Consider the following 25,223-nt stretch of genomic DNA (forward strand, 5'->3'; position numbering starts at 1 on the left):
TCCATTTTTATGCAAGGTAAGATAATCGGTAAATTCTGAAAAGGTAGTAATCCCGCTAAAAATAAAATCTTTTTTTCAACAACTTCTCCACGTTCGAGATGATGAAAACCATACAATGATAATTGACCTCCCCAGCTCACTAAACAGCCATCCTGCACTAAAAAGTAAGCCGGACAACGACTTTCAAAAATTGACTCTTGAAAGTACTTGGCTATGGATCTAGGGAGGTGAGACATCCATTGCCTCCAGCATTTGTTGTGTGAGTTTGGCGAAGGCTTCTTCTACCCCTGTAGCCGTTTTAGCACTAGTCTCGATCGCCGTCCAGTTTTTTTGTAAAAGACTATCCACTACTGAATCCTCTATTTCCCAATCTGCTGTTAAATCTGATTTATTCAATACCAATATAAAGGGAACTTTACCGAGAGTTTCTTCTACCCTTTGTTGTAAAGATAATGCTTTATCTAAAGTATAGCGACGAGTTCCATCTACGACTAGAAGATAACCAGATGCACCTCTTAAATAAGACATCTGCAATTTCTGAAACTCGTCTTCCGTGAATATCCCACAGAATTAGATTGACTCTTTTCCTTTTAACTAGTTTTTTATCAATTTTGACTCCTACGGTTGTTTGATATTTTTCTGAAAAAATACTGTAAACATATCGAGAAACTAAACTGGTTTTACCTGTAGCAAAGGCACCGACCATACAAATCTTTTTCTGAAGCATAAAACACTTCCTATCTTACAGTACCAGATAAGAATATCCTAAAGGAAACTTTACGGCTATACTTTCCACCTTTTTCTCTCAATTCCATATTTGGGGGTTCGCGATCGCCAGCACCCATGGCATTAAAATAACTGGTATTGATTCCTCTAGCCGCTAGAGAATAGAGAATTGTACTAGCACGAGATTGTCTGAGTACTATGTTTCTTTGTTCGCTTCCAGTGCTATCCGTATAGCCTGTAATTTGAATGCTGAGTTTTTTCCCAAGATATTGAGCAATGCTAGAGACTTTTTTGATATCTGATACCAATTCTTGTATTTTTTTCTCTTCCCCTGATACCAACTCTGTCGTTCCTTCAATAAATAACAAGTTTTTTCTTTCAATTTGTTTTTTGTAAATTTCTAACTGAATAAGTTCATCCTCAATTAATTTTTGATCGTTATATTGAGACACTCCAGGAATATTTTTCCACACTTTTCGTGTCTCTAAAATCCATTGAAAAGGCGCAGAGCCAGTAGCGTTAAGAATTCCATTATCATCTACTTGAAATAATACAGTTGATGGTGAATTGAGTAGTTTTGCTGCTCTTTTTTCAATAAGTTTAGGTTCAAACGAAAGGTATCTTTCCCATCGAGTTATAACTTCCTTAGAAGAGAAATGGAATTGTTTCATCACCATATTAGGCTCTACAGCTAAAGAATCTCTCATCCCGGAAATAAAATACTTTCCAGCACGAGTTTCTGCTTTAATAATAACAATTCCAGGTTGAGAGTCCAAGTCTTCTATAAAAGCGTTCCAACGCATTTGGTTTCTAATAGCAAAAAAGCTATAAATTCCCAGACTTAGACCTAGAGTACCTAAGAATGCTAATGCATAAGGAAACTTCTTTTTACTCCGCTCTTTGTATTGAGATGTCAAACAAGCTTGGAGAAAAGGTATACTATCAGCAAATGGTTCTGTTTCTCCGTCAAAGGCAATCAATTCTCTATATAGCTTGTGATGAATTTTTTCTATTGCATCTTGAAAAACTAATCTTAATTCATGAGGAGTATTGCCTCTAATGATACCTGCTAGAACTGCTTGGGGTCCCTCTTCAATCCAAATTGTTAGTTCTCCATAGTATAAACTATAAAGAGTATCTTCTTTTTTTGTATTAAAAGAGTCTTTGACAAAATCCTGGATGGCTGTTAGCATTGCTGAGACCAAATCAGGGTCTTGAATCGTTACCTGTGGTGCGACAACATGTTGCAACAGCAATCCATTTTTTTTATGAATCAGGAAAACCTGTTCCACTCGATACACCAATGTCCGAAGCAGCACGATCTGGGCAAATGTTTTCCCAGTCACAAGTGCTTCTATTCTCCACTTTAAACTCTTTGGCGAGAAGCCAGATTCCAAAGTTTTATCTAAAGATTGAATCATCTCTTGGACAGCTGCGATCGCCGCTTTACGGGTAGCTGGTCCTACAATAGGAAAAATGGCAGTTGCAAGAACATCTTGATCTTTTTGAACAGAGGCTTGAATGGCTTGCTCTACGGTGGGAACCAGGGCGTCGCTGAGTTCTTTCTCCTCTGCTCGTTGTGTTGCTTCTGGTAGCAATCGACTGAGATCTTCTGCTGTGATCTCTGGGTTATCTAATCTTTCGTATATTTTCTCTAATTTTTGTGGTTCAACCCCAAAAAGTAAAGTACGAAGTTCATTTAATTCATTTGTCATTTGTCATTGGTTACAGAGCGCTAGTTTTAATGTTGAGAATTTAAGCGAATGGCTAGTTCTGAGAAAAGATTAGCTAGGGCGTTACGGTCAGTTTTCTCAATCCGGAGTTCTTGAGTTTCTCGTTGTAATAAAGCCGTAATTTCTTCATATTTTTGCCTGATATCATCTTGTAGGTTTTTGGATTGATTGAGAATTTGCTCGCGAATTTCACGGTGGTTATTATTAGTTTTTTCTTCTATTTGGTTAATTTTTTTATCTAAAGATGTAGTTAAATTTCTATTCTCTTCAGCCATTGATTTTAAAGCTTCACCACGTTCTCCCTGCTCGTTTTTGACACGTTCTGACAAAGATTCAATCTCATTTTTAATATAAATTTCTAGAGTGTCTAGACGTTTTTTTGTTTCTTCTCTAAGGTCAGCATATTCCTTCTCCAAACGCTCTTCCAAACGGGCAAATCTTTTTTCTACGTCCCGCATTTGATTGCCGAAAAGAATATCTCTGACCTTAGCCAAATTGTTACCTTCTGCAATCTCAGTGCCACCCAATAAAGATTTATTTATATTGTGGTTTAACCCAGATAGATCTGATTCCGTCCTATAATTGTTATTCTGTTCTGATTCAGAGGGATTCATAGATGACATCCTTTCATTAATCTGTGGCTGAGTTGACTCTTTGTTGTTTTAACATACTGAGCCCGTGCTAGGTATTTCCTTGGTACTTAGCTATGTGTCTACTCCGTAGCCTAACATCTTTGCATGAGTCGTGCTCTGCGTGGAATTAGTATTTTATAAAGAAAGTTAACAGGCTTAAAGAATTTTTGAGATTTATTATTTTTTTTAAATTTTTTTAGCTCGCTAAATTAAAAAAGAGCGTTAGATACGCTCTTTTGTCTGCTGATGCTGATTTTTACAGAAGAAAACGGAATAGCATATACAAGGCAGAAGCTGTAAGTTGTAACAACATCACTGGCAAACCGTAATGTAGAAAAGATTGGAATGATATGCGACGCCCGTGTTGTTCGGCAATTCCTGCAGCAACTATGTTGGCGGATGCGCCAACTAAAGTCCCATTTCCTCCCAAAGTCGCGCCAAACATCATTGCATAAAAAAGTGGCAGAACTTCAGGAGGAAATTGTCCCTGAAAATTTTGTGCTAAAACTTCAGTTGGTGCCAATCCGACATTAACAAGGTACTGTTTGAGTAATGGTACCATTGCGACAACAAGTGGAATATTGGGAACAACGCTAGAAAGCAACCCAATGAAAAAGACAAGACATAAAGAACCAACAAGAATGTTTTTTCCTAAAATAGCTGCTAAAACTCCAGATAAACTGTTGATAACACCAGTTTTTTCCAAGCCACCAATAAGTACAAAAATACTCATAAAGAATATTAAAGTACTCCAATCCACATCTCTTAATATATTATTGACTGTGTCAATTTTGCTTTGATGGGATAAAAGCATTGCTAAAGCAGCTCCTAACAAAGCGACAGCAGCTGGTGAAACAGGAACTGGTAAATATTCTCCCGCAATAAAAAAGATTAATACGAAAGCAACTATGAATCCGCCTATGATTAAAACTCGTGGATGGTTGATTTGAGGATGCGGTAGTTGTTCGAGGTTTTCTAGCTTGGTTTTCCAGATTTTACGAAAGAGGAAAGGTAAGATTGCTATTATAGTAATGATGGCGATCGCCCCTCCGAGACTCAAGCGCCACAAGTAATCTATAAAACTAATATTGATTGCATCACCAACAATAAATGTAGCCGGATCTCCAACGATAGTTAGCAATCCTGCACTATTTGCTACAAATACCATAAGCATAAGTAACGGTACAAAATTCACTCCAACTTCCTCTGCAATTGGTGGAATTAAAGGTGCTAATAACATAACTGTAGTAGCATTTGGCAAAACAGCACAAATAGGAGTCGTAATTCCTACAATTCCTAGCAATAGACGATTCCCCTTACCTTTTGCAAGGATAACTATTTGAGTTGCAAGATATTCAAAAATCTTAGTAGGTTCAAATGCTCTGACAAGTACCATGACTCCAAAGAACAAACCCAATGTTCCGTGGCTGTTACCGATATAACTAACAGCATCTCCTAAAGTCATGACATTAGTAAAAACCAATAACAACGCTCCTAATAACGCAGCAATTGTCAAATTTACCCACTCTGTCATGATTAAGATTATGACGCTTATAAATGTGAGAATACTAATAAGTGCTTGCCAGTTTTCCATTATTGGTTAATAGTTAGTCTTTGGTTATAGAATACTAGAATTATAAGCATATTCTCGAAGTTTTCAAAAGGCAACAATTGAAAGGTAAACCATTTTTTAATTGTTTTAGTATATTTATGTTCGTAATGCACTCCTAAAGAATTAGAAACCCGACTTCTAAAAAAAAGTCGGGTTTCTAAATGTGGTAATTACAAAATTTTCGCCTCTAAATGTATTTATTTTGAATTGAATTTGGAATCCCTAATACCGAACACGGGAATTGAGAACCAAGATTTTGTACGATTGGATGACGGATTGAGTTACAGCCAAGGAATAAGATATCAGCTGATTCTGAAACAACAACTTTTTTAAGTTCTGTTGCAACACAACCAAACCGTAAATGAGCTTTGAAAGAACTTTTCCATTCAGCCGCCAAACTGCTGGCTTGTCTCAAAATACGTTCTGCTTGCGCGAATCTATCTACAGATTTTTCTTCCTGTATTGGGTGTGTTGAGTTATTTTGCCATCTTGTTTGAGTTACAATCCCCGTATTCAATTCTTCTTCTTCGGAGTCTGTTAAAAAATGTTGTATTACTTGTCGATCGGATCTGCGACTGCTTCCCACGTCATCTGCTGGCAAAACTTCTGCACCACCAGACATTAAACGATCTTCCATGACATAGACAACTTGAACTGTTACTTGAGCTTTCGTAGCCAAACGTGTTTGGTGAGCTGTTAACAAAGCAATATCTAGCGCAGTATGACTGTTCGGAGAACTGTTATAGCCAACAATTAAATTTATTGATGTTGACGCTTGGATTTCTTCAGAAATAGACATTTTTGGTGTTGGAAGCAGTACCATTTGCTCAATCAAATCATCTCTTCCAATAGCATTTTGCAGACGCACTAATAATGGCTTAATATTCACAGTCTTCTTCTCTCAGCACGAAACTACTTAATAAGGAGAAGCGGGTTATCTAAAGGATAAAGTGTGAAGTTGAGCTAACTTAAGACAACTTTTCATCTTTTATCCTGTCTAAGGAATCCCCAATGGAAACTGTTATTACAGCCAAATGTTGGGGTTCCTTCCATTGCCTACGGAGTTAGCTGACGGGCTAAGACTGGAAGGTGTCTCTCTTGAAATCGGAAGTATGAAGAATGAACTAAGAAAACGCAGTTTCTCATTTATCCTTTATCCTTTTACAAGATAAGCCCCAAAAATTGGTTCCTCCGCTTCAAATTTCGGAAATTTAAATTAGGCTACCCACTTTAACAGCGATCGACGACTAGTTCTCAGTTAACAATTATTTAGTTATTACTGGTTACTAGTCGCCGATCGCTGTTGCTGGTAATTACTCATCTTGAGTAAAGTACTTATCTAGGAAATTCAAGGCGTGATTGCGAAGTTCAAAATATTCTTTAGAGTTTCGCATTGCTCCGCGATCGCGTGGATGAGGAAAGGGTACTTCCAAGATTTCTCCAATCTTAGCAGAGGGTCCATTAGTCATGAGAACAATACGATCTGACATATAAATTGCCTCATCCACGTCATGAGTGACCATCATCACAGCCTGACGATGGTTTTCCCAAATATCCAATACTTGCCGCTGTAATTTCCCCCGAGTCAATGCATCTAATGCCCCGAACGGTTCATCCATCAACAACATTTTTGGACGAATAGCTAAGGCTCTTGCGATCCCCACACGCTGCTTCATTCCACCAGAAATTTCATCGGGGTATTTGTCAGCTGCCGCATTTAAGTTTACCATTGCCAAGTGTTCATTAACAATGCTGATTTTTTCAGATCTTGAGGCATCTTTGAGCACTTCATCCACCGCTAGTCGGATATTCTCCCGTACAGTCAACCAAGGTAGCAGGGAGTAGTGTTGAAACACCATCATGCGTTCAGCACCGGGTTTGCGAATTTCTTTGCCATCCAATCTTACGGAACCAGAGGTCGCTTTTTCTAAACCAGCAACAATCTTCAAAAGAGTGGACTTACCGCAACCAGAGTGACCGATGACAGAAATATACTCATCTTCACCTATGGTTAGATTGACATTATCCAGAACGACAAATTGCTCACCATCAGGTTTTGGATAGGATTTGGTGACACTGTCAATTTCCAGAAACGGAGTAGCGCCCATAGTGCGCGAATTGCTATCGTTTGTCAATGGAGTTGATTTTGTCATGGTAGCTTTAAGAGAGAGTAAAGATTTGTGGAGAGAGTTGTAAGCAATATCCCTATGGAGTTAGGACATATAAAACCGAGTAGGGGCGTTGGCTCTAATTTCAAAACTGTTGAGATAGCCTACAGGATCGCTGGGATCGAAACCTTTGTTGTCTATGAAAACTTCAGGGGACTCGACCTTGAAATCTTCTTTGGGCGACTTAATACCCATTTCTGCAGCAATTTCACGATATAAATCTGTTCTCCAACCTTGTGCAGCTAGTTTCTCTGCATCTTTGGGAAATTTCTTGATTTGACCCCAACGTGCTGCTTGAGTCATCATCCAAATACTTCTGGATCTCCATAAAAATGTAGAGTGTTCGTCAGGGCTTTTAGGAATGTTGTCAGGAATGTCGAAGAAAATTGTCGTATCAGCAGCTTTTATCGTGCGATCCTTACCATCAAACCCACCATAGTTATAGTTGCCCAAAATAGCGGGACCAGTAAATTTAGTTGTTGGCGCACCTTTTTTTCTAGGTTTTGCACCAGTAAACGAACGATCTGTTATCAGTTCGGCAACTTCTTGACGGTTTTCAGGTTTGCTGCAATACTGACAAGCCTCAATCATCGCCTTGACCAGAGAGCGATAGGTTTTGGGATAATTGACGATAAATGATTCCATCACCCCCAAAAGTCTATCTGGATGTCCCAACCAGACTTCTTTGCCTTGAGCAAAGGTAAAACCTACACCTTCATTACCAGTAATTGCACGAGTATTCCAAGGTTCTGCCACCATATAGGCTTGCATTGCGCCAATACGCACGTTCGTCACCATTTGTGGTGGGGGAACAATAATGACCCGAAACTCTTTAAATGGATCGACTCCTGCAGCAGCTGATATATAGCGGATAAAGTACTCGTAAATGGCAGAACTAAGAACAACTGCCCAAACTTTACTTTCCGCTGGCTGTTTTTCAAAAAAATCTCGAAAATCCCGACCAAACTCTTCCAAAGCTCGATCGCCATATTGTGCTTTGTACTGATACCACGGGCGCAACCCAAAATCCCACATGGCTTTATTCATCGTCATGGCATTTCCATGACGGTGAATTGTCATGGCTGCACATAAAGGGGCGTGACGAGCACCTTCAGCGCCGATTCTGGCATTGGTTACAGCACCAGACACAACGGGTGAGGCATCAAGGCGACCAAAGATAATTCCATCACGAGATGTTGCCCAGCTTGCTTCTCGATTGAGTTTGACGTTCAACCCATATTTGCGGAAAAAACCTTTTTTCCAAGCAATAGCAAAGGGCGCACAATCGTTGACAGGGACATAACCAACAGTGAGATTCGGTTTTTCTAACGTTTTGGAATCAACAACAGGTTGAACGGCAGCAGCTTCTTCTGTTAGCCCTTTAGCACTGCGGTCTCCGGAGATAGCACATGAAGATAAAGCCATTCCCGCTGCTGTTGCCCCTACTCCTACCAAAAACTCCCGTCGATGCAAAAGATTTTTCTTATCGGCGTTGTTCATAAATGATTGTTAGTTATTAGTTGTTAATTGTTAGTGGTTCTACTAACTACTGTGCGGGCGCAATGCCTTGCGCCCCTACTAACCACTATCCTTTAGTTAACTTGCGGTTTTTCCCGGACGACGAGTGACTAACTCTTGAATTTGGCCTACTGCAAAATCAAGCAATAGCCCAGTTAAGCCAATGACCAATACGGCTAAGAATACCGAGCTCAAGTTGAGACGGCTCCACTCATCCCACACAAAAAAGCCGATTCCGATACCACCAGTTAGCATTTCTACAGCAACGATCACCAGCCAAGCAATTCCCAAGCTGATCCGCAAGCCAGTGAAGATATATGGTAGACTTGCGGGCCAAATAATTTTTGTAATTCGCCGCCAACGTGGCATTTCTAAGACTCTTGCTACATCTATATAGTCTTTGGAAACACTTGACACGCCCAGTGCAGTATTGATGATTGTAGGCCACAAGGAGGTGATGAAAATAACAAATATGGCTGATGGATCTGCCAAATTGAAGATAGCTAGGGCAATTGGTAGCCAAGCCAAAGGTGACACAGGTTTAAAAATTTGAATGACTGGGTTGAGAGCAAGCATTGCCGTTTTGGACATTCCAATCAAAAACCCTAAGGGAATTGCAACTACAGCACCCAATAAAAAACCTAACAATACCCGCCGCAAGCTTGCGATTAACAACCATCCAATTCCTAAATTGCCCGGTCCTCTCTGATAAAATGGGTTCAGGATGTAGTCCAAGTTGGCAACCAGCGCTTCTGGTGGGGTTGGCATTAATTCATGATTAGCAAGAGCAATAACCCACCACAGTAGAATAATTCCTAAAAATCCAAGCACTGGCAGTATAAAGGTTTCTTTCACCAGTACGGGTTTTGTTCTTTTCCAGGCTGCTTGTCCAGCAACTGCAATAATTGCAGCTATGTTTAATTGAAACACTCTGCTTCACCTCACCAGACTTAAATGCGGGTACAAAAAACCGAGCAGTACCAGCCAGGGATACTGATGAGATTCAATAAAGACTATTGTCTCTTCAGTCTCCTCTCAGTGCCTACGAAGTTAGCTGACGGGCTAGAGTTGAGAGATACTCTCCCTGAGAAGGATTAAGTATAAAGTGTAAAGGATGAAGTTACTACTGCCCCCTCTTTTTATCCCCATACCCTTTATATTTGACCCTTTCTCAGGATACGCCCCTTTGAATGGTTCCTCCGCTCTAACTAATGCAAACTTGCCATTAGCCAGATTAGGCTGACTTACTCTTAAATTTTAGATAAATGTAACACTGCTACACAGTAGCGTCAAGGTATCCAGAGATAGAGGATTTTCATTTTACCATCTATTATTATTTATCCTGTTAAGATCTTTCTCCATCTTCTGGTGTAAATATTTAAGAAGAATTATGTATTGAGTATAATTTACATAATGTTTGCTTTAGATAATCATAATATTAAAAACTATTTTTACTCATTACCCACATAGAAATTTTAGAATATTCATGAAAAATTTGAAATACTATATTTTAGGCATTGCCTACTAAATCATAATTTTAGCAGGTAATCCCAGGCATACGGATGTTTCCCAAATCAAATAAGATTGCTATAGTTAAATATTGTTCATCTGCACGCAATGAAAGATTTTAGTCAACTGCTACAAAATAAAACTCAAACAATTGTAGAAGAGTGGGTGAAAGCTGTTCGAGAAGACAAAAAAATTCCCATCACCAAAAATCTCTCACGCTCAGCTATCAAAAATCATCTCACTGATGTCCTCTCAGCACTAGCAGATGTTCTGGCTAAAAGTCCACAAGATGATGAAATGAAACAGATCGTTCAAGAAAGTTTGCATCATGGAACTCTTAGAGCTGAACAGGGTTATGATGCAGCAGAAATTGCACGAGAATACCGTGTACTGCGAGAGATTATATTTAAGACAATTGAACCGGAATTTTTACAAGCATCTGTAGGGGAAGTGATGCGAGCTGTACGACTCATTGATATAGTTTTAGATGAAGCGATCGCATCTTGTTTTCAAAGCTACACAGAACAGCGCTTGACAGAACTACAGCAGCTACAAAACCAGTTAAGCCTTAACAATCAGGAACTTACCCGCTTATTAAGGTCAAATCAAGATCATATATCTTATCTAGCACACGAACTTAAAAGCCCTTTAACTTCCATCATTGGGTACTCAGATTTATTTTTACGCCTGCAAAGAAAGCATTCTGAGGAAAAAGAGGAAAAAGATACTTTTACCAATTTAGAACACATAGAAAAAGTTTTACGCAGTGGCAGACAATTACTCCGAATTATTAATGACGCTTTGGAAATCTCTCGTTATGATGCAGGGGAAATGAAATTGCACCCTGAATTCATTAATCCATGTGAATCGATTGAACATGTTTGTGAAATGTTAGAGTCTTTAGCAGCTAACAAAGAGTTAGAAATGCTTGTTGAGCTTGACAAAGCACCAGAACAAGTCTTTACAGATCCGTTACGATTACAACAAATTTTAACAAATCTTATAAGTAATGCCATTCGTTATACCGATCGCGGAACTATTAAAATAAACTGTGAAATTTTAAGCGACGATCGGTGGGCGATCGTAGTTTCCGATACAGGAGTGGGGATTGAGCTAGAAGACCAAGCGCAAATTTTTCAACCTTACTTTCGCATTGGTATTGGCGGTCAATATTCTTACCTTCCCGATAGCACTGGTTTGGGTTTGGCAATAGTATTACGGTTAGTGAAACTCCTAGAAGGAGAAATCAATGTCGCCTCACAGGTAGGGATTGGTTCAACCTTTACAGTTACTCTTCCATTAGAAATGATCTGAAGGATAAAACCTTAATTATTGTTTACATACATAACTTTTTGTATTCGTAAACTCCCATAGAAAAAATATTTCCAACAATTTCTAAAATTTTTCAGATTTTCCTCTTTTTTTTAGGTTAAAAATGAAAATTTTTAAGCTTACATTAGGAAGAACAATGCCAACTCTTTTAAGATTATTTTACTAAGTATCGCCCATCCTATATGTAGTTCAAAAATTACAAAAAAATTTAGGCAAGCTTCAAAACTATCTACAGCCTTTTCTGTAAAAAGAAATTCTACTTTCTGTATATCCTAAGTTGGATAGCTTCCGGGTTAACAACATATTAATAATTGAATAAAAAATAGTAAAATCATTAAAAATATGACTTTTGAATAAGAGTCGGAATACCTCTATTGGAAGATGAATGAGGAAAAGGTATAACTCCATATTTAAAAGTCGAGGCAAGCCAAATCATTACTATCGAGAGAAAAGCCATTCTTATTTTTGCTAATCTAATCGTTTTTTTAAGGCAAAAAAACTGTGAAAAAAGGCGGTATTTTTGTTTAACAAAAGAAAAGAATGAGCCAACATCATAATTTTGGAAGACATAGATAGCAGAAACAGATTTGTAATTAGTAATTCCTGTTGTTTTTTAAAGAGGCAATCTAATGTCTAAGTTTTCACGGAGACAACTACTGGCTTTTTTTGGAGCAAGTACTGGTGCAACAGTATTATCTCCGATGTTAGGAGACCGATTTTTTGGCAACAGCCCTAGCGTTGCTGCTGATGGTGGTGTACCTTTGAAATTTACCCCACTCCGTTTGCCCCATCCCTTACCAATTTATACCCAGCAAAAAAGCTACTTATCAACAGGAATTGAGCAAGGAAGTATTTTAGAACCTTCTGCTAATACAGCGTTAAGTCATTACACTGTTATTGATGACGTTGTAGTACCACCAGAATATGAACGGTATGTAATTGTGGCGTGGGGCGATCGCGTTTTCCCCAATCAAGAAGAATACTTTGGCTACAACAGCGACTACACGGGCTTTGTTCCTATTAATAGTAGAAACTTCAATGATGGCTATCTGTGGAACAATCACGAGTACGTATCTTACCCTATTACCGCTACCGTACCCGGTTTTACAAGCGATAGCGACCTTATAGGATTTCCTACAACATATTCCCTAGTTATTGGAAGAGATTTACCTGAAGACAGAACAAATCTCCAAGTCTTGGGTGAATTTATGTATAACATAGGCGGTTCCGTTGTCAGAATCGCCCGACAAGACCGCAACGAACGCTTTGCTGTAGTGCGCGATTCTAAAAACCGACGTATTCATGGACTCTCTGGTTTGGGAATCAACAGCCAACGTACTGACAAATATAAAGAAGTCACTTCATGGGGTTCCAGAAGCTACCAAAAAGGAGACGAGAATTATCTCATTGGGACCGGATTAGCAGCTACTCAGGTCTTTAATCTCAGTTCTGATGGACTTGGTAACAAAATCATTGGTACTGGCTTCAACTGTTCTGGAGGTACAAGCCCTTGGGGGACCATTTTATCTGCTGAAGAGAACTTCCAAGCCAGTACAAGTTCTTTTGTTGGTGTTCAGGAAAATGTCAACCCCAACGGTACACAAACGAGCTATATCGAAGGTAGTACTGGAAATGCATTTGGTTTAGTCGGTGAAAAATATGGTTGGATAGTAGAACTCGATCCAGCCGATCCAAATTTCCGCCCTCGCAAACACACTGCTCTTGGTCGCTTCCGTCATGAGAATATTGCGTTGCGAGTGGAAGCAGGAAGACCATTAGTAGGTTACTTAGGTGACGATCGCCGGGGAGGTCATACTTGGAAATTTGTGAGTTCTGGTACAGTCACTTCTCCAACCGATAAAAACAACAGCCGCTTATTTGAAGACGGTACTTTATATGTAGCTCGTTATAACGCTAACGGTACGGGCGAGTGGATTCCCTTAAATTTAAACACTCCTACAAATCCCATTCCTCCCTCAACTCTTGCATCAGTAGAAGTTGCAGCGTTAGGTAGAGCATCAAATGGTGGCAATACCCGTTTACCAAGACGCAGGGGTATTTTGGGTGAAACTTCAGAAGGTGGGTCAATAACTGTCACAATAACACAAGTTACAAATCAAACAACTGGAGCGATTACTTCTTACGGTGAAGCTGAAGCTTTACCTGCCTATCAAGGTAAGAAGCTATCCGATTTTTATACCAGTCAGGGTGCAGTGTTAGTTGATGCTTTTTTAGCTGCTAACCTCATTGGAGCCACTCCCACTGCTCGTCCCGAAGATCTTGAAATCAACCCTAGAAATCCTAGAGAAGTCTTTATCGCTTATACGGACGGTGCGCCATCGGGAGATGGATATCCCGATTCTCGAATTTTTATCGTATCCAAGTATAGTGCTGACATCACTGCCGCACAGCCTTCAGGTGAACTTTTTAAAATTATCGAAGATAGCGCTGATAGCACCGGTACAACCTTCCATTGGGAACGATTTGCCAAAGGTGGAGAAGCAAGCGCAGAACCTGGAGATGGTTTTGCTAACGTAGATAACTTAGTATTTGACAGCCAAGGTAATATTTGGGGTTGCACTGATATGTCTACTGAAGCTCATAATGGCTTTACTACGGGTGCAAACCCAGAGCCATTACGAGTAGACCACAGGGTTGTAGGGGCTAATTCACCTAGTACTGATGATTCTAATTTCAATGTCAGGACTTCTGACCTAATTGGAGTGTTTGGAAATAATTTCCTCTTCTTTATCCCCACAAGTGGACCCGACGCAGGGGAGGTTGTACCTTTTGCTTATGGACCGCCACGTTGCGAATTCACAGGACCTACCTTTGTTGGGGATACACTGATTATTTCCGTACAGCATCCTAGTGAAGATGTTCCATTTACTCCACGGCAAACCCTCAGCAGAGAAATTGAGATTTTGAACTTGGATGGTACGCTGTTTACCCAACAACGCAATATACCTCGTGGTAGCAATTGGCCCAGCAATATAGAGGGCAATATTGAAGGACCCCCACGTCCGGGAGTCATCGGCATTCGACGCAAGCAGTCCAGGGGTCGCTTTGTTTAACACCTGACCTGCTAATTGCGATCGCACTTGATACTGAAAAAGCATTAATTGCGATCGCAATTCCATGAGGGAGCACATCGATCAAGCAATGTGTTTAAAATCCAACAACACTTCAGAGGCGGATTGATAGCGATCGCTAAAATGATACCGCACCATCTTATCTAAAATCGCTGCTAAATTTTCGCTAATTTGTGCGCGATGTCGCCACATTACACAACCAGTATCCGGGTCGGGCTGAAGTTCGTGGGGTAACAATCCCGTTACTGCTTGAATGCCAATCATACCGACAGCATAAACATCGCTACACAAACGGGGATGACCTGCAAATTGTTCTGGTGGTGCGTAACCTCGCGTTCCAATAGCAACTGTTGCTAATTCTGTTTGTTCGTTGCTAGATGGTTGCATCATTTTAACTGCACCAAAGTCAATTAACACCAAGCGATTATCTAAGCTACGTCTGAGAATATTATTCGGTTTAATATCTCGATGAATAACGCGATGGTCGTGAACAAATACCAAAATTTCTAATATTTCTTTCAGTAAACTAATAACATAAAATTCATTTTGTATTCCCCTTACGGGTGGTAATTCGTCACTCAAGGAATGTCCTTGAATATATTCTTGTACTAAATAAAATTCACGATTGTCCTCAAAATAAGCTAGCAATTGAGGGATTTGAGAATGTTGACCTAAAGCTTCTAAAATTTCGGCTTCAGCATCAAATAGCCTTCTAGCAACTTGCAAAAATTTTGTGTCTCGACGGGCGGGCATCAATTGCTTGACTACGCAGACAGGATGACCGGGACGTTGCATATCTCCTGCTAAATACGTGCAACCAAATCCACCCGATCCTAAAACTTTTGTCACTTTATAGCGTCCACTTAGTATGGAGTCACCACTAGTTTTTTCGAGTGTGTCGGCTTTTGGAGTGTGAAGGTGTTTGTCTTTTATTTCTGTCGTTTCTTTCAAAAGAGTGTGTAATTGTTCAATTGCTTCTTTTTGTTTTTCTACTTGTAGAAGAATTATCTTAGTTTGTTGTTGATTTTGGTATGTCATATAAATGACAACAACAATACTACTAGTTATGAATGCGATCGCAGGTGGTACGACTGGTATCCATCCTGCTTGTAAAAACACACTCGTACAAATAACTATTAACCCAATGAGAGTTGTACCACCTACGACAATCAACAATAAAGGATGCCGCACCCGCCAAGCCAAAGTAGCACCTGCAAGTGACCAAATCCATATCCATAACACTTCTGCCCATTCTGGAAAATACCAGATTAAAGGACGCCCATCTAGCACTGCACTTATTAGCTGGCTGGTTGTCTGTGCGTGAATTAAAGCAGGCGACATTCTTGCGGGTTGGTCTGGTAATGCACTATAAGGGGTATAAAAACCAGAATGAAGGCTGGGGGTTTTCGTACCAATAATCACCAGACGGTCTTTGAATAACTTGGGATCTACAGATCCGGTTAATACTTGTGTAAGAGTAACTTCTGGTGCAAGGCGATCCGGATGGCGGTAATTTAGCATAATTTGATAGCCACCCGCATCTATCTTTTTATAACCACCTGCATCACTTGTTAAAGATTTAAAATGTGCTTTTAACGTGCGATTTTTGGTATGGCTCAATATCATGTTTTGTTTATCTGGAAAATCAGGTTCGACACCCTCTTTTTCCAGATAACTCATTGCCAGTACTGTAGCAAATGATGTGGCTGTTGTACATTTTTTGTCGTATTCAGAATGAGCAAATAGCAAACTTCGACGAACAATCCCATCATCATCTGTTACTAAATCCGTAAATCCTACGTTATTTATAGATAAATTTTGAGGAGGCGCAATTTCCTGAGTTCCTACACTGCTGAATGCACAAACACTAATAATATTATCTCGCCGTTTTAAAACTGATGCAAAATTTTCTTGTTCCGATCTGTATAAATTTACTCCAATAATGCGCGGTTGATATGATTGTAGCTTTGCCAATAACTCGTTAAGCGTGTTATCTGATAAAGGCCATTTTTGTTTCCGAACGTCATCTTCAGTGACTGTCACTAGCACCAAACGCGAATCCATTGGTTCTGGAGAACGCAACCGTAACATTTGGTCATACGCCTTCAGTTCTACTGATTGCAATAATTTCAGTTCTCTCACTCCCATTAATAAAGATGTGACTCCTACACTACTTATAAGAATCGGGAGCAACCAGTTAAAGGGGGTGTTGTTGCGACGGTCATCTCTGATGACCTCAAGAGGTGCCTCAGTCAAAGCAAAGTCCTGTGTCTTGCGATCGACAAACGTATCACTATGGCGATTTTGACTTTGTAGAAGAAATGGGGACGTTCTACGAGTCAAACGAACCCAATCTTTTGCTAAAGTGGCACGTAGTTTTTCAAAGAGTCCAGTCATCACAGGAGTGCGGCAGCAGCCAGAATTTGGTGAGATAATCTCATGCTATACTGTTGACCACAGTTAGCGTGAGTGTCTTAGTATCGCTACTAAGATTCTCTAGGTATATAGTAGGACTTACTTATTTTAATGGTTCTACCCCATTTTCTGTTTTAACTTAGGTAGATGACTGTTGCCCGTTGCAAGTACGCGATCGCGGTTCAATCCAACTTTACTCGATATTTAATACTTTTTATACAAAATACACGGGGATTGGGTTGAGCAGTCACAAAACTCAACAAAATCCCCATATCCAAATGACACTATTAACAAATCCTTGCATTACCTGCAATGCTATGCGATACTGTTAAAACATTTAAATCTACTGCTAACAAGTAAATTTACCGTAGATTAAAACAGAGCAACTTTAGTGACACTGAGATATTTGTCACTCTTTACCAGTGATATCTTCTCAACCAAAATCTGAAATCCAAAATCCAAAATCCCATGACATATATCTTGGCAATTTCAGGGAGCCCTTCTCACCCCTCCAGAACACACGGTCTTCTGGAATACGCAAGTAAAATTTTACAGCAAGAAAGTTATCACACAGATATTATTTCAGTTCGTGATATACCACCAGACGTTTTGGCATATGGACGCTATGACAGCCCCAACTTAGAGGAACCAAAGGCACTTTTAGAACGAGCTAGTGGGGTGATCGTAGCCACTCCAGTTTATAAAGCCGCGTATACAGGAGTTCTGAAAGCTTTTTTAGATTTATTACCTCAACGGGCTTTATCGGGTAAAGTCGTGCTACCTATTGCCACTGGTGGAACTCTTGCTCATTTGTTATCTATTGATTATGCCCTCAAACCCGTACTCTCTGAGTTAAAAGCAAGGTACATTCTGGGTGGTGTTTATGCAGTAGACAAGCAGATTCAAGTACAGCCAGATGGTAGCCTTCAGATTGAAGAGGAAATTGAGCAGCGACTCCAAGAAGCTTTACAAGAGTTTGCGGAAACTGTAAGCAAATTTCAACCAATTGCTAAAGAGTTGACGCACGCAAGTTAGTCCATTACCTTTCTTCCTACTTGCCCGTAGCAGATGAAGAACTGCCAGTTCATCTGCTACTTTTTTATAGGAGAACTCAATTTAGGAGAATTCAAACGCCCCAATATCGGCTCTACCATTTAGGATACGAGGGAACCAACGTTGGTCGGTTATGGGATCGGTATCCAGCAGGTTTGGATCTGCGGAATCAATAGCTGGACTATCAAGAAGTAGGGCTACTGTCTGTGTGGAACCACCATTAAAATCCAAAGAAGCTAGGCGAGGATCGAGCGGGTGGTCACTTGTGCCTGTTATATCTCCTGTGACTCCAAATCCAGAACTACCAGTGCTGTCACCAATGAGGTTATAGCCAAAGCTTACGAAACTACCAGCCACGTCGGAGTTAACACCGTTTGTATTCAAGTGGTTGGCAGCGATAATGGTGTTCCGTGCGCTAGCGAAGCCATTAGTATTATTGAACACACCTCCACCATTAGTGGCTAGATTTTGGGTAATTGTACTAAATACTAGAGTCAGCGTACCATTATTATTGATACCCCCACCTTGGCTGCTTGTTCTGTTGTTACTAATGGTGCTGTTGCTCACCGTTAGAACACCATTATTATTGTTATAGATGCCGCCGCCACCACTCCCTAAAAACCCACTGCCACTGGCATTGTTACTGATAGTGCTGTTGCTCACCGTTAGGGTGCCACTATTAAAGATGCCGCCACCAGAACCAGTGAAGCTACCGCCAATGGAAGTATTGTCATTGATAGTGCTGTTACTTACAGTCAGAGTGCCATCGTTAAAGATGCCACCACCACTGTCAGCCAAGCCGCTAGTTAACCTGTTGCTACTCACAGTAGAGTACAAGAGTGTCACGTTACCGCTAGCATTGTTGTAGATACCGCCGCCACTAGCACCCCTACCTCCTGACGAATTGCCATTGAGGATACTATTGTTGAGTGTCACGGTACCACCAACGTTATAGATACCGCCACCTCTACCCTCATTACCAGATGCAAAAGAACGGTTATCATTAATGGTACTATAGTTTACTATAAAAGTACCGCCAGCGTTGTAAATGCCACCGCCACCGTTTCCTCCCAGACCGGATTCTGAGTTATTACTGATAGTACTGTTGTTTACTGTTACGCTCCCTATGTTGTAAATACCACCGCCGCCACCGAGCCCAGTGCCCGAAACGAAGTTATTACTGATAGTACTATTATTTATCGTGATGTTCCCTATGTTGTAAATGCCGCCGCCAGACCCAGCTCGGTGATTGCGAACAACACTGTTGTCTAGGATGAGGGTACCACTGTTATAAATCCCACCACCAAAGCCATTCGGCATATTATCTCTGCCATCGGCAACGATCAATCCATTAAAGGTTACTGTTGCTTCCGCCTCAATCTCAAACACTCGTGAAGCTTGGTTACCGCTTACCGTCAATAAGTTTTCACCTGTCAAAGTATCCCGTGGGGCGATGATGCTCAAGCTTTGAGTAATATCAAGTTCTCCTAAACTCAGGGTAATGGTCTGTGAGCTGGCAAACAATGAGCAGTCAAATACAATTAAGTCTTCATGACTATCGGTATTTGCTTGATTAATTGCTTCTCGTAGAGTTGTCACCCCATCATTACTATCGACCAAATCGGCAATACTGTTGACTGTAATAATAGCACCGGGATTCACCTGTACATGGAGTTGATGGAGTAAATCGTCTGAAAATACAGGTGTAGAAGTTGCGGAAAATGCAGATTCATAATCTGTGGTAGACCCTAGAAAATCCATAGCAAATTTCACTCTCATGATGAATGCTATAGAAATTTTATATAAACTACCACGGAAGTAAAAATTTTTCTAAGAACTCGTTGACTTTTAACAGGGTATCCGGCAATTCTGTATCAACTTCTCTCACCTTCTCAAAAGGAGCGAACCGATAGTAATTATAGTGTAAAAATTTTTATCCTAGTGAGAGCTTATTATAACATAATAAAAAAAATCTAAAAATATCATGAGATACACAAAATTGATTAACATAAGTTTAAGATAGCTAAGAGTGGTAAATACCTCTAAAGAAAGAGTTTACTACTAATTGATAAACTCTATCCGGCATGGTGCTGCTATTTGGACAGGTGTGAAGTCCGATCTGAGTTGTTATAGAAGCCAAAAGTTAGAAGTCAAAAGTAGGAATACTTATTTTTGAGTTAAGTCAGAACTCAAAAGACTAAAGTTTATTTTTGACTGTTTAACTAGAAATTTCGATTTAGGCGTGCCTTTATCTAAATAGTTAGTTGTTATTAGTTAGTCGTTAGTGATTAGTAGAAAAAACAATAACTGCTACCAATAACTGCTAACCCCTAACCATTAAGGAGAATACCATGCTTGCGTATCTTCCACTTTTAAATGACCATAATCTACCGTATCCCGATACAATGCATCCCATCGTTGTCCACTTCGTAATTGCGATGGTGTTGTTTGCCTTCTTGTGCGATGTCATTGGATACTTTACCCGTAACTACCGTCTTTTCGAGGTGAGTTGGTGGAATATGTTTTTCGCTACAATTTCCATCTTCGTCGCCATCATTTTCGGTCAATTTGAAGCAGGTTTGGCAGAACCTTATAATGCAGCCCGCTCGGTCTTGAATGTACATACCATAATTGGTTGGTCGCTTTCTGGAATTCTTGCTGCCGTTACAGCTTGGCGTTATGTGATTCGTGCTCGCACTCCACAAAAGGTGCCAATTTATTATCTAACAGCAGCCTTGCTGTTAACTGTCTTAGTAAGCATACAAGTGTTTTTCGGAGATGAACTGGTTTGGGTTTATGGGCTGCATACTGTACCAGTTGTTGAAGCCATAAAGGAGGGCTTACTGCAATGAATCCTGAAGTTCTTGACCAATTAAAAACCCAACTTGGGGCAAATGGTTTACCCTATGCCATACCCATTCATCCAAACTTAGTCCATCTCACTCTAGGTTTGTTCATCCTTGGGGTTGCCTTTGATATTATTGGTGTGTTATTTCCGCTACAAAAGCCTATCTTCAAATTTTTGGCAATTCCTGTCATCCGTTCCAACTTCTTTGATGCTGGCTGGTACAATATGCTGGCTTCAGCCATCATCACATTTTTTACAGTAGCAGCAGGTTTTTATGAAATCATGCTGGCAGAACCAGCCACCAATGTGAAAAGTGCCTGGGGATTGCAAGCAGTAGACACAATGCTTTGGCATGGTGTCGGTGGCGTTTTTCTTCTCTCATTGATTGTTGGCATGACTATTTGGAGAGGATTTCAGCGCTTCGTTTGGCGCAGGGACGAAAGCCAAGAAGTCCAATGGACATATTTACTCTCCGGGCTGTTCTTGATGTCCCTCATGTACGTTCACGGCACGCTAGGAGCACATTTAGCTGCTGAGTTTGGGGTTCACAACACCGCCGATATGTTATTGAGATTGGGCAAAGACCCTAACTTGCTTCTGAAGTAGCTAATGGCTAATGGCTAATGGCTAATAGCTAATGGTGAGACCAGTGCTGCAGGCGGGTTTCCCGCGCCCTGGCAACTAGCGTATAGCCCTTCGGGCATAGCCTGCAGCATCGCGGAGCGTGCGCTTTGCGCTTAGCGTGTGCCTTGCACATAGCGTCTGTGCTCCTGAGATTCAAGGGAGGGCTAATAGATAATTGAAAATCAACAATTAGCAATTAGCAATTAGCAATTAGCAATTAGCAATTAACATCAACAGCTTTGTCACTATGAAAACCCGAAATATCTTAATCTTGAGCGCGATCGCGATCGCCTTAACTGCTGCTAGTCTTTGGATAGGACAACAGGCATATTCTTGGCTACCTCCTCAAGCCGCAGCAGAATCGCGACTCTTTGATGAATTATTTAGCTTCTTGGTAACATTAGGAGCATTTATCTTCCTTGGAGTCACAGGTACACTGACGTATTCAGTTCTTTTCCATAGAGCTGAGAGGTATGACACGAGTGACGGTCCTCCAATTGAAGGAAATGTAACTTTAGAAGTTATTTGGACGGCAATTCCTGTCTTGTTGGTATTTTGGATTGCTGGATACAGCTACCAAATTTACGAGCAAATGGGAATTCAAGGACCCATGGAAGCTGTTCACGTGCATATGCCAATGGGAATAGAATCAGCATATGCGGCACCTGCCAACAAGAATGCAAAAAATACGAATGCGATACCAGTTGAAGACATTGAAGTCGATGCCAAACAGTGGGCTTGGGTGTTCCGATATCCAGAAACAGGAGTGACCAGCACCGAACTGCACTTACCCGTAAATCATCGTATTCGTTTAGCAATGCGGTCAGAAGATGTTCTCCATGGCTTTTATATTCCTGCTTTTCGAGTCAAGCAAGATATTATTCCTCAACGCAAAATAGATTTTGAATTTACACCTATCCGCCCAGGTAAATACAGCTTGACCGATTCCGAATTTAGCGGTACTTACTTTGCAACCATGCAAGCAGATGTGGTTGTTGAATCCTCAGAAGACTATAAAAAGTGGCTCGCAAAAGCAGCGATGCAAAAACCATCTCCTGCCAGCAACCAAGCAGCTGCGGAGTATGCTCAAGCACTCAAAGAGCCAGTGAGATCGGGTTGGGAAACTGTAGTTCCCGCACAACCCCCTCTAGTTAATTACAGTAATTAGCTAATGGCTAATGACTAAGGGCTAATACAAGAACAATTAGCAATTAGCAATTAGCAATTAGCAACTAGCAATGAGCAATCAACAGGTATACAATGGCAAATATTTCTGTAAACGATATCAGCGTGGTTGGTGAGGTTTCTCACCATGAAGCAGCTGCATCAGATTGGAAGCGATATTTTAGCTTTAGTACTGACCATAAAGTTATTGGAATTCAGTACATTGTCACTGCTTTCTTTCTCTTTTTGATAGGTGGCATATTTGCAATGGTCATTCGTGGGGAATTGATTACTCCAGAATCAGACCTTATTGACCGGACCGTTTATAACGCCATGTTCACCATGCACGGTACGGTAATGCTATTTGGTTGGACATTCCCTGTTTTAGCAGGTTTTGCTAACTATCTTGTTCCCTTGATGATTGGGGCACAAGATATGGCATTTCCAAGACTTAATGCTGTTGCCTTTTGGATGGTACCAGTGGCAGCTATTCTCCTGATGGTAAGTTTTTTAGTTCCAGGCGGACCTGCACAAGCAGGTTGGTGGTCTTATCCTCCTATCAGTTTGCAAAACCCAACCGGTCATCTTATCAATGGTGAATTTATCTGGTTATTGGCAGTAGCCGTATCAGGCGTCTCTTCAATTATGGGGGCGGTGAACTTCGTCACCACTATTTTCAAGATGCGAGCACCAGGGATGACATTTTTCCGCATGCCTGTTTTTGTCTGGGCAGTATTAAGCGCTCAAATTATTCAACTGTTTGGATTGCCTGTATTAACAGCAGGTGCAGTCATGCTCTTATTTGACTTAACAGTTGGAACTAGCTTTTTTAATCCGGTGAAGGGAGGAGATCCCATTCTTTTCCAACACTTCTTCTGGTTTTACTCCCATCCTGCTGTTTATGTCATCATCCTGCCAGTTTTCGGTATTTTTTCAGAAATCTTTCCAACTTTTTCTCGCAAACCTTTATTTGGTTATAAAGTTGTAGCTATTTCATCCCTTGTTATTGCTGGAGTGAGCGGTATAGTTTGGGTACACCATTTGTTTGTCAGTGGAACTCCTGCTTGGATGCGGTTGCTTTTCATGCTAACAACAATGTTTGTGTCTGTACCGACTGGCATTAAAGTGTTCGCTTGGACTGCGACGATTTGGGGCGGTAAACTGCGCTTTGATACGCCAATGCTATTTGCGTTTGGTGCATTAATACTGTTTGTCTTTGCTGGCATTACTGGTATTACCCTTTCTTCAGTTCCAATTGATGTCCATGTCAATAATACGTATTATGTGGTAGGTCATTTCCACTACGTACTGTATGGCACAGTAACCATGGGATTATACGCAGCGATTTATTACTGGTTCCCTAAAATGACCGGACGTATGTACTATGAAGGCTGGGGTAAACTTCACTTCTGGCTTGCCTTCATTGGTACCAATCTCAACTTTTTCCCCATGCATCCATTAGGATTGCAAGGAATGCTGCGTCGAGTTTCTTCTTACGCTCCAGAGTATGAAATGTGGAACATTATTGCTAGTATTGGAGCCTTTCTTTTAGGTATGTCTACTTTACCCTTCATTATCAATATGGTAGCTGCTTGGATGCACGGTCCAAAAGCGCCTAATAATCCTTGGAGAGCAATTGGATTGGAGTGGTTGGTATCTTCACCACCTCCTGTAGAGAATTTTGAAGAACTTCCAATTGTCGTATCTGAACCTTACGGCTACGGTAAATCTGAACCATTAGTTGCAAAACACTAATTGTTAGCAGTTAGTAGTTAGTTATTGGTTGTGAGAAGAAAAATCCCTAACAACTAACTACTAACCATTAATCACTAATATTTGAAGGAGATTTTATTAAATGGATAGTTCCATCATTTCAGAAGAGTTACATCATGTCGCGCACGGGCATACTCACGATGAAGAAGGCAACAAAATGTTTGGCTTCATTGTGTTTTTGATCTCAGAGACTTTTATTTTCCTCAGTTTCTTTGCAGGATATGCTATTTACAAAACAACTGCCATAGACTGGTTACCTCCTGGTGTTCCAGGGTTAGAAATTAAAGAGCCTGCAATTAACACAGTAGTTCTTGTATCCAGTAGCTTTGTCATTTACTTAGCAGAACGTGCTCTTCAACGTCATGATTTGACAAAGTTTCGCATATTTCTTTTGCTAACAATTGCAATGGGATCTTACTTTCTTGTAGGACAAGCAATTGAATGGAGCCATCTCTCCTTTGGTTTTACCACGGGAGTTTTTGGTGGAATGTTCTATCTCTTAACTGGCTTCCACGGTTTGCACGTTTTCACTGGTATTTTATTACAATTGATTGTTCTTGGTCGCTCTTTTCTTCCTGGTAACTACGATTCAGGGCATTTTGGTGTCAATGCCACTTCACTATTTTGGCACTTTGTTGATGTCATTTGGATTGTTTTGTTTATCCTTATTTATCTCTGGCAATAATTCCATTGACTGTAAAGCTGTAAGCTCGCCGACTTCTTGAAAAAGTCGGCGAGCCAAGCGAACTTATTCTATCAAAAATTAATACATTCAAGTACGCTATATCTTTTCCTTTGATTCCTAAAATGCACAAAAGTGTTAACATTTAATTTTTATATTTTTAATAAATATGTATTTTTATTAATAACACGAAAAATATTAATTTATAGCCTGTGTAGTGCCCTTTTCGTTTGTATAGCTACGCCCAACGAGTGTGTAGGTGCAAGATATCATTTAACAAATAACTTAAAGAAAAATAACTCGTCGATTTCTCTTTGGTGTCCGATCTTGTGGATAGTGTGA

The 25,223-nt window shown here is 40.4% G+C and carries 17 protein-coding genes, 2 pseudogenes and 2 riboswitches; of the genes and pseudogenes, 8 read left to right on the forward strand and 11 right to left on the reverse strand.

Annotated elements, in window-relative coordinates:
- The 9 genes and pseudogenes from HC643_RS41315 to ntrB all read right to left on the reverse strand — a co-directional run.
- A pseudogene (locus HC643_RS41315) lies at positions 1-236 on the reverse strand (hypothetical protein); the annotation flags it as partial.
- Positions 220-727, reverse strand: a pseudogene (locus tag HC643_RS11010) (Rab family GTPase). The pseudogenes HC643_RS11010 and HC643_RS41315, both read right to left, overlap by 17 nt.
- Positions 728-737: 10 nt before the next feature.
- On the reverse strand, positions 738-2,441 hold the full coding sequence (locus HC643_RS11015; protein ID WP_167844658.1) for an OmpA family protein: 1,704 nt from the start codon (positions 2,439-2,441) through the stop codon (positions 738-740).
- Positions 2,442-2,467: 26 nt separating this feature from the next.
- Positions 2,468-3,073 carry a hypothetical protein gene (locus HC643_RS11020; protein ID WP_038082467.1) on the reverse strand — a complete coding sequence of 202 codons (606 nt, stop codon included), beginning with the start codon at positions 3,071-3,073 and terminating at the stop codon, positions 2,468-2,470.
- Positions 3,074-3,347: 274 nt separating this feature from the next.
- A complete protein-coding gene (locus HC643_RS11025) occupies positions 3,348-4,685 on the reverse strand; it encodes an ArsB/NhaD family transporter (protein ID WP_038082468.1) in 1,338 nt (445 codons plus the stop codon).
- Between the two features lie 205 nt (positions 4,686-4,890).
- Positions 4,891-5,592, reverse strand: a complete 702-nt coding sequence (locus HC643_RS11030) for a hypothetical protein (RefSeq protein ID WP_038082469.1) — start codon at positions 5,590-5,592, stop codon at positions 4,891-4,893.
- Between the two features lie 149 nt (positions 5,593-5,741).
- A riboswitch (cyclic di-AMP (ydaO/yuaA leader) is annotated at positions 5,742-5,936 on the reverse strand.
- An 80-nt stretch (positions 5,937-6,016) separates the two neighbouring features.
- Complete coding sequence (locus HC643_RS11035) at positions 6,017-6,856, reverse strand: ABC transporter ATP-binding protein (protein ID WP_050045673.1); 840 nt, start codon at positions 6,854-6,856, stop codon at positions 6,017-6,019.
- A 60-nt stretch (positions 6,857-6,916) separates the two neighbouring features.
- Entirely contained in the window at positions 6,917-8,371 is a 1,455-nt protein-coding gene (locus HC643_RS11040; RefSeq protein WP_038093898.1) for an ABC transporter substrate-binding protein, read from the reverse strand.
- Between the two features lie 96 nt (positions 8,372-8,467).
- On the reverse strand, positions 8,468-9,319 hold the full coding sequence (ntrB, locus tag HC643_RS11045) for a nitrate ABC transporter permease (RefSeq protein ID WP_038093895.1): 852 nt from the start codon (positions 9,317-9,319) through the stop codon (positions 8,468-8,470).
- A 94-nt stretch (positions 9,320-9,413) separates the two neighbouring features.
- Positions 9,414-9,640: riboswitch (cyclic di-AMP (ydaO/yuaA leader) on the reverse strand.
- 366 nt (positions 9,641-10,006) lie between these two features.
- On the opposite strand from ntrB, the gene HC643_RS11050 reads away from it, so the two are divergent.
- Entirely contained in the window at positions 10,007-11,212 is a 1,206-nt protein-coding gene (locus HC643_RS11050) for a sensor histidine kinase (protein ID WP_038093892.1), read from the forward strand.
- Positions 11,213-11,859: 647 nt separating this feature from the next.
- Positions 11,860-14,304, forward strand: coding sequence for a PhoX family protein (locus tag HC643_RS11055; protein ID WP_038093889.1), 2,445 nt, complete (start codon positions 11,860-11,862; stop codon positions 14,302-14,304).
- Between the two features lie 81 nt (positions 14,305-14,385).
- On the opposite strand, the gene HC643_RS11060 is transcribed toward HC643_RS11055, so the two are convergent.
- On the reverse strand, positions 14,386-16,719 hold the full coding sequence (locus HC643_RS11060) for a CHASE2 domain-containing serine/threonine-protein kinase (protein ID WP_202048605.1): 2,334 nt from the start codon (positions 16,717-16,719) through the stop codon (positions 14,386-14,388).
- Positions 16,720-17,205: 486 nt separating this feature from the next.
- Here HC643_RS11060 and ssuE point away from each other — a divergent pair, with 486 nt between their 5' ends.
- Positions 17,206-17,772, forward strand: coding sequence for an NADPH-dependent FMN reductase (gene ssuE, locus HC643_RS11065; protein WP_038072509.1), 567 nt, complete (start codon positions 17,206-17,208; stop codon positions 17,770-17,772).
- Positions 17,773-17,853: 81 nt separating this feature from the next.
- On the opposite strand, the gene HC643_RS11070 is transcribed toward ssuE, so the two are convergent.
- A complete protein-coding gene (locus HC643_RS11070; RefSeq protein ID WP_038072511.1) occupies positions 17,854-19,569 on the reverse strand; it encodes a choice-of-anchor Q domain-containing protein in 1,716 nt (571 codons plus the stop codon).
- A 572-nt stretch (positions 19,570-20,141) separates the two neighbouring features.
- On the opposite strand from HC643_RS11070, the gene HC643_RS11075 reads away from it, so the two are divergent.
- From HC643_RS11075 to HC643_RS11095, 5 genes are all read left to right on the forward strand, one after another.
- Positions 20,142-20,642, forward strand: a complete 501-nt coding sequence (locus HC643_RS11075; RefSeq protein ID WP_038072513.1) for a DUF2231 domain-containing protein — start codon at positions 20,142-20,144, stop codon at positions 20,640-20,642.
- The gene (locus tag HC643_RS11080) at positions 20,639-21,244 is read left to right on the forward strand and encodes a DUF2231 domain-containing protein (RefSeq protein WP_038072515.1); all 606 of its coding nucleotides are present in this window, start codon (positions 20,639-20,641) and stop codon (positions 21,242-21,244) included. The genes HC643_RS11075 and HC643_RS11080 overlap by 4 nt, the downstream gene beginning before the upstream one ends.
- Before the next feature lie 265 nt (positions 21,245-21,509).
- On the forward strand, positions 21,510-22,430 hold the full coding sequence (locus tag HC643_RS11085; RefSeq protein ID WP_038072516.1) for a cytochrome c oxidase subunit II: 921 nt from the start codon (positions 21,510-21,512) through the stop codon (positions 22,428-22,430).
- 92 nt (positions 22,431-22,522) lie between these two features.
- Complete coding sequence (gene ctaD / locus HC643_RS11090) at positions 22,523-24,181, forward strand: cytochrome c oxidase subunit I (RefSeq protein ID WP_038072518.1); 1,659 nt, start codon at positions 22,523-22,525, stop codon at positions 24,179-24,181.
- Between the two features lie 100 nt (positions 24,182-24,281).
- A complete protein-coding gene (locus HC643_RS11095) occupies positions 24,282-24,884 on the forward strand; it encodes a cytochrome c oxidase subunit 3 (protein WP_038072520.1) in 603 nt (200 codons plus the stop codon).
- Positions 24,885-25,223: the final 339 nt, after the last annotated feature.

The organism is Tolypothrix bouteillei VB521301 (assembly GCF_000760695.4).
In the GTDB taxonomy this organism is placed as follows: domain Bacteria; phylum Cyanobacteriota; class Cyanobacteriia; order Cyanobacteriales; family Nostocaceae; genus Scytonema; species Scytonema bouteillei_A.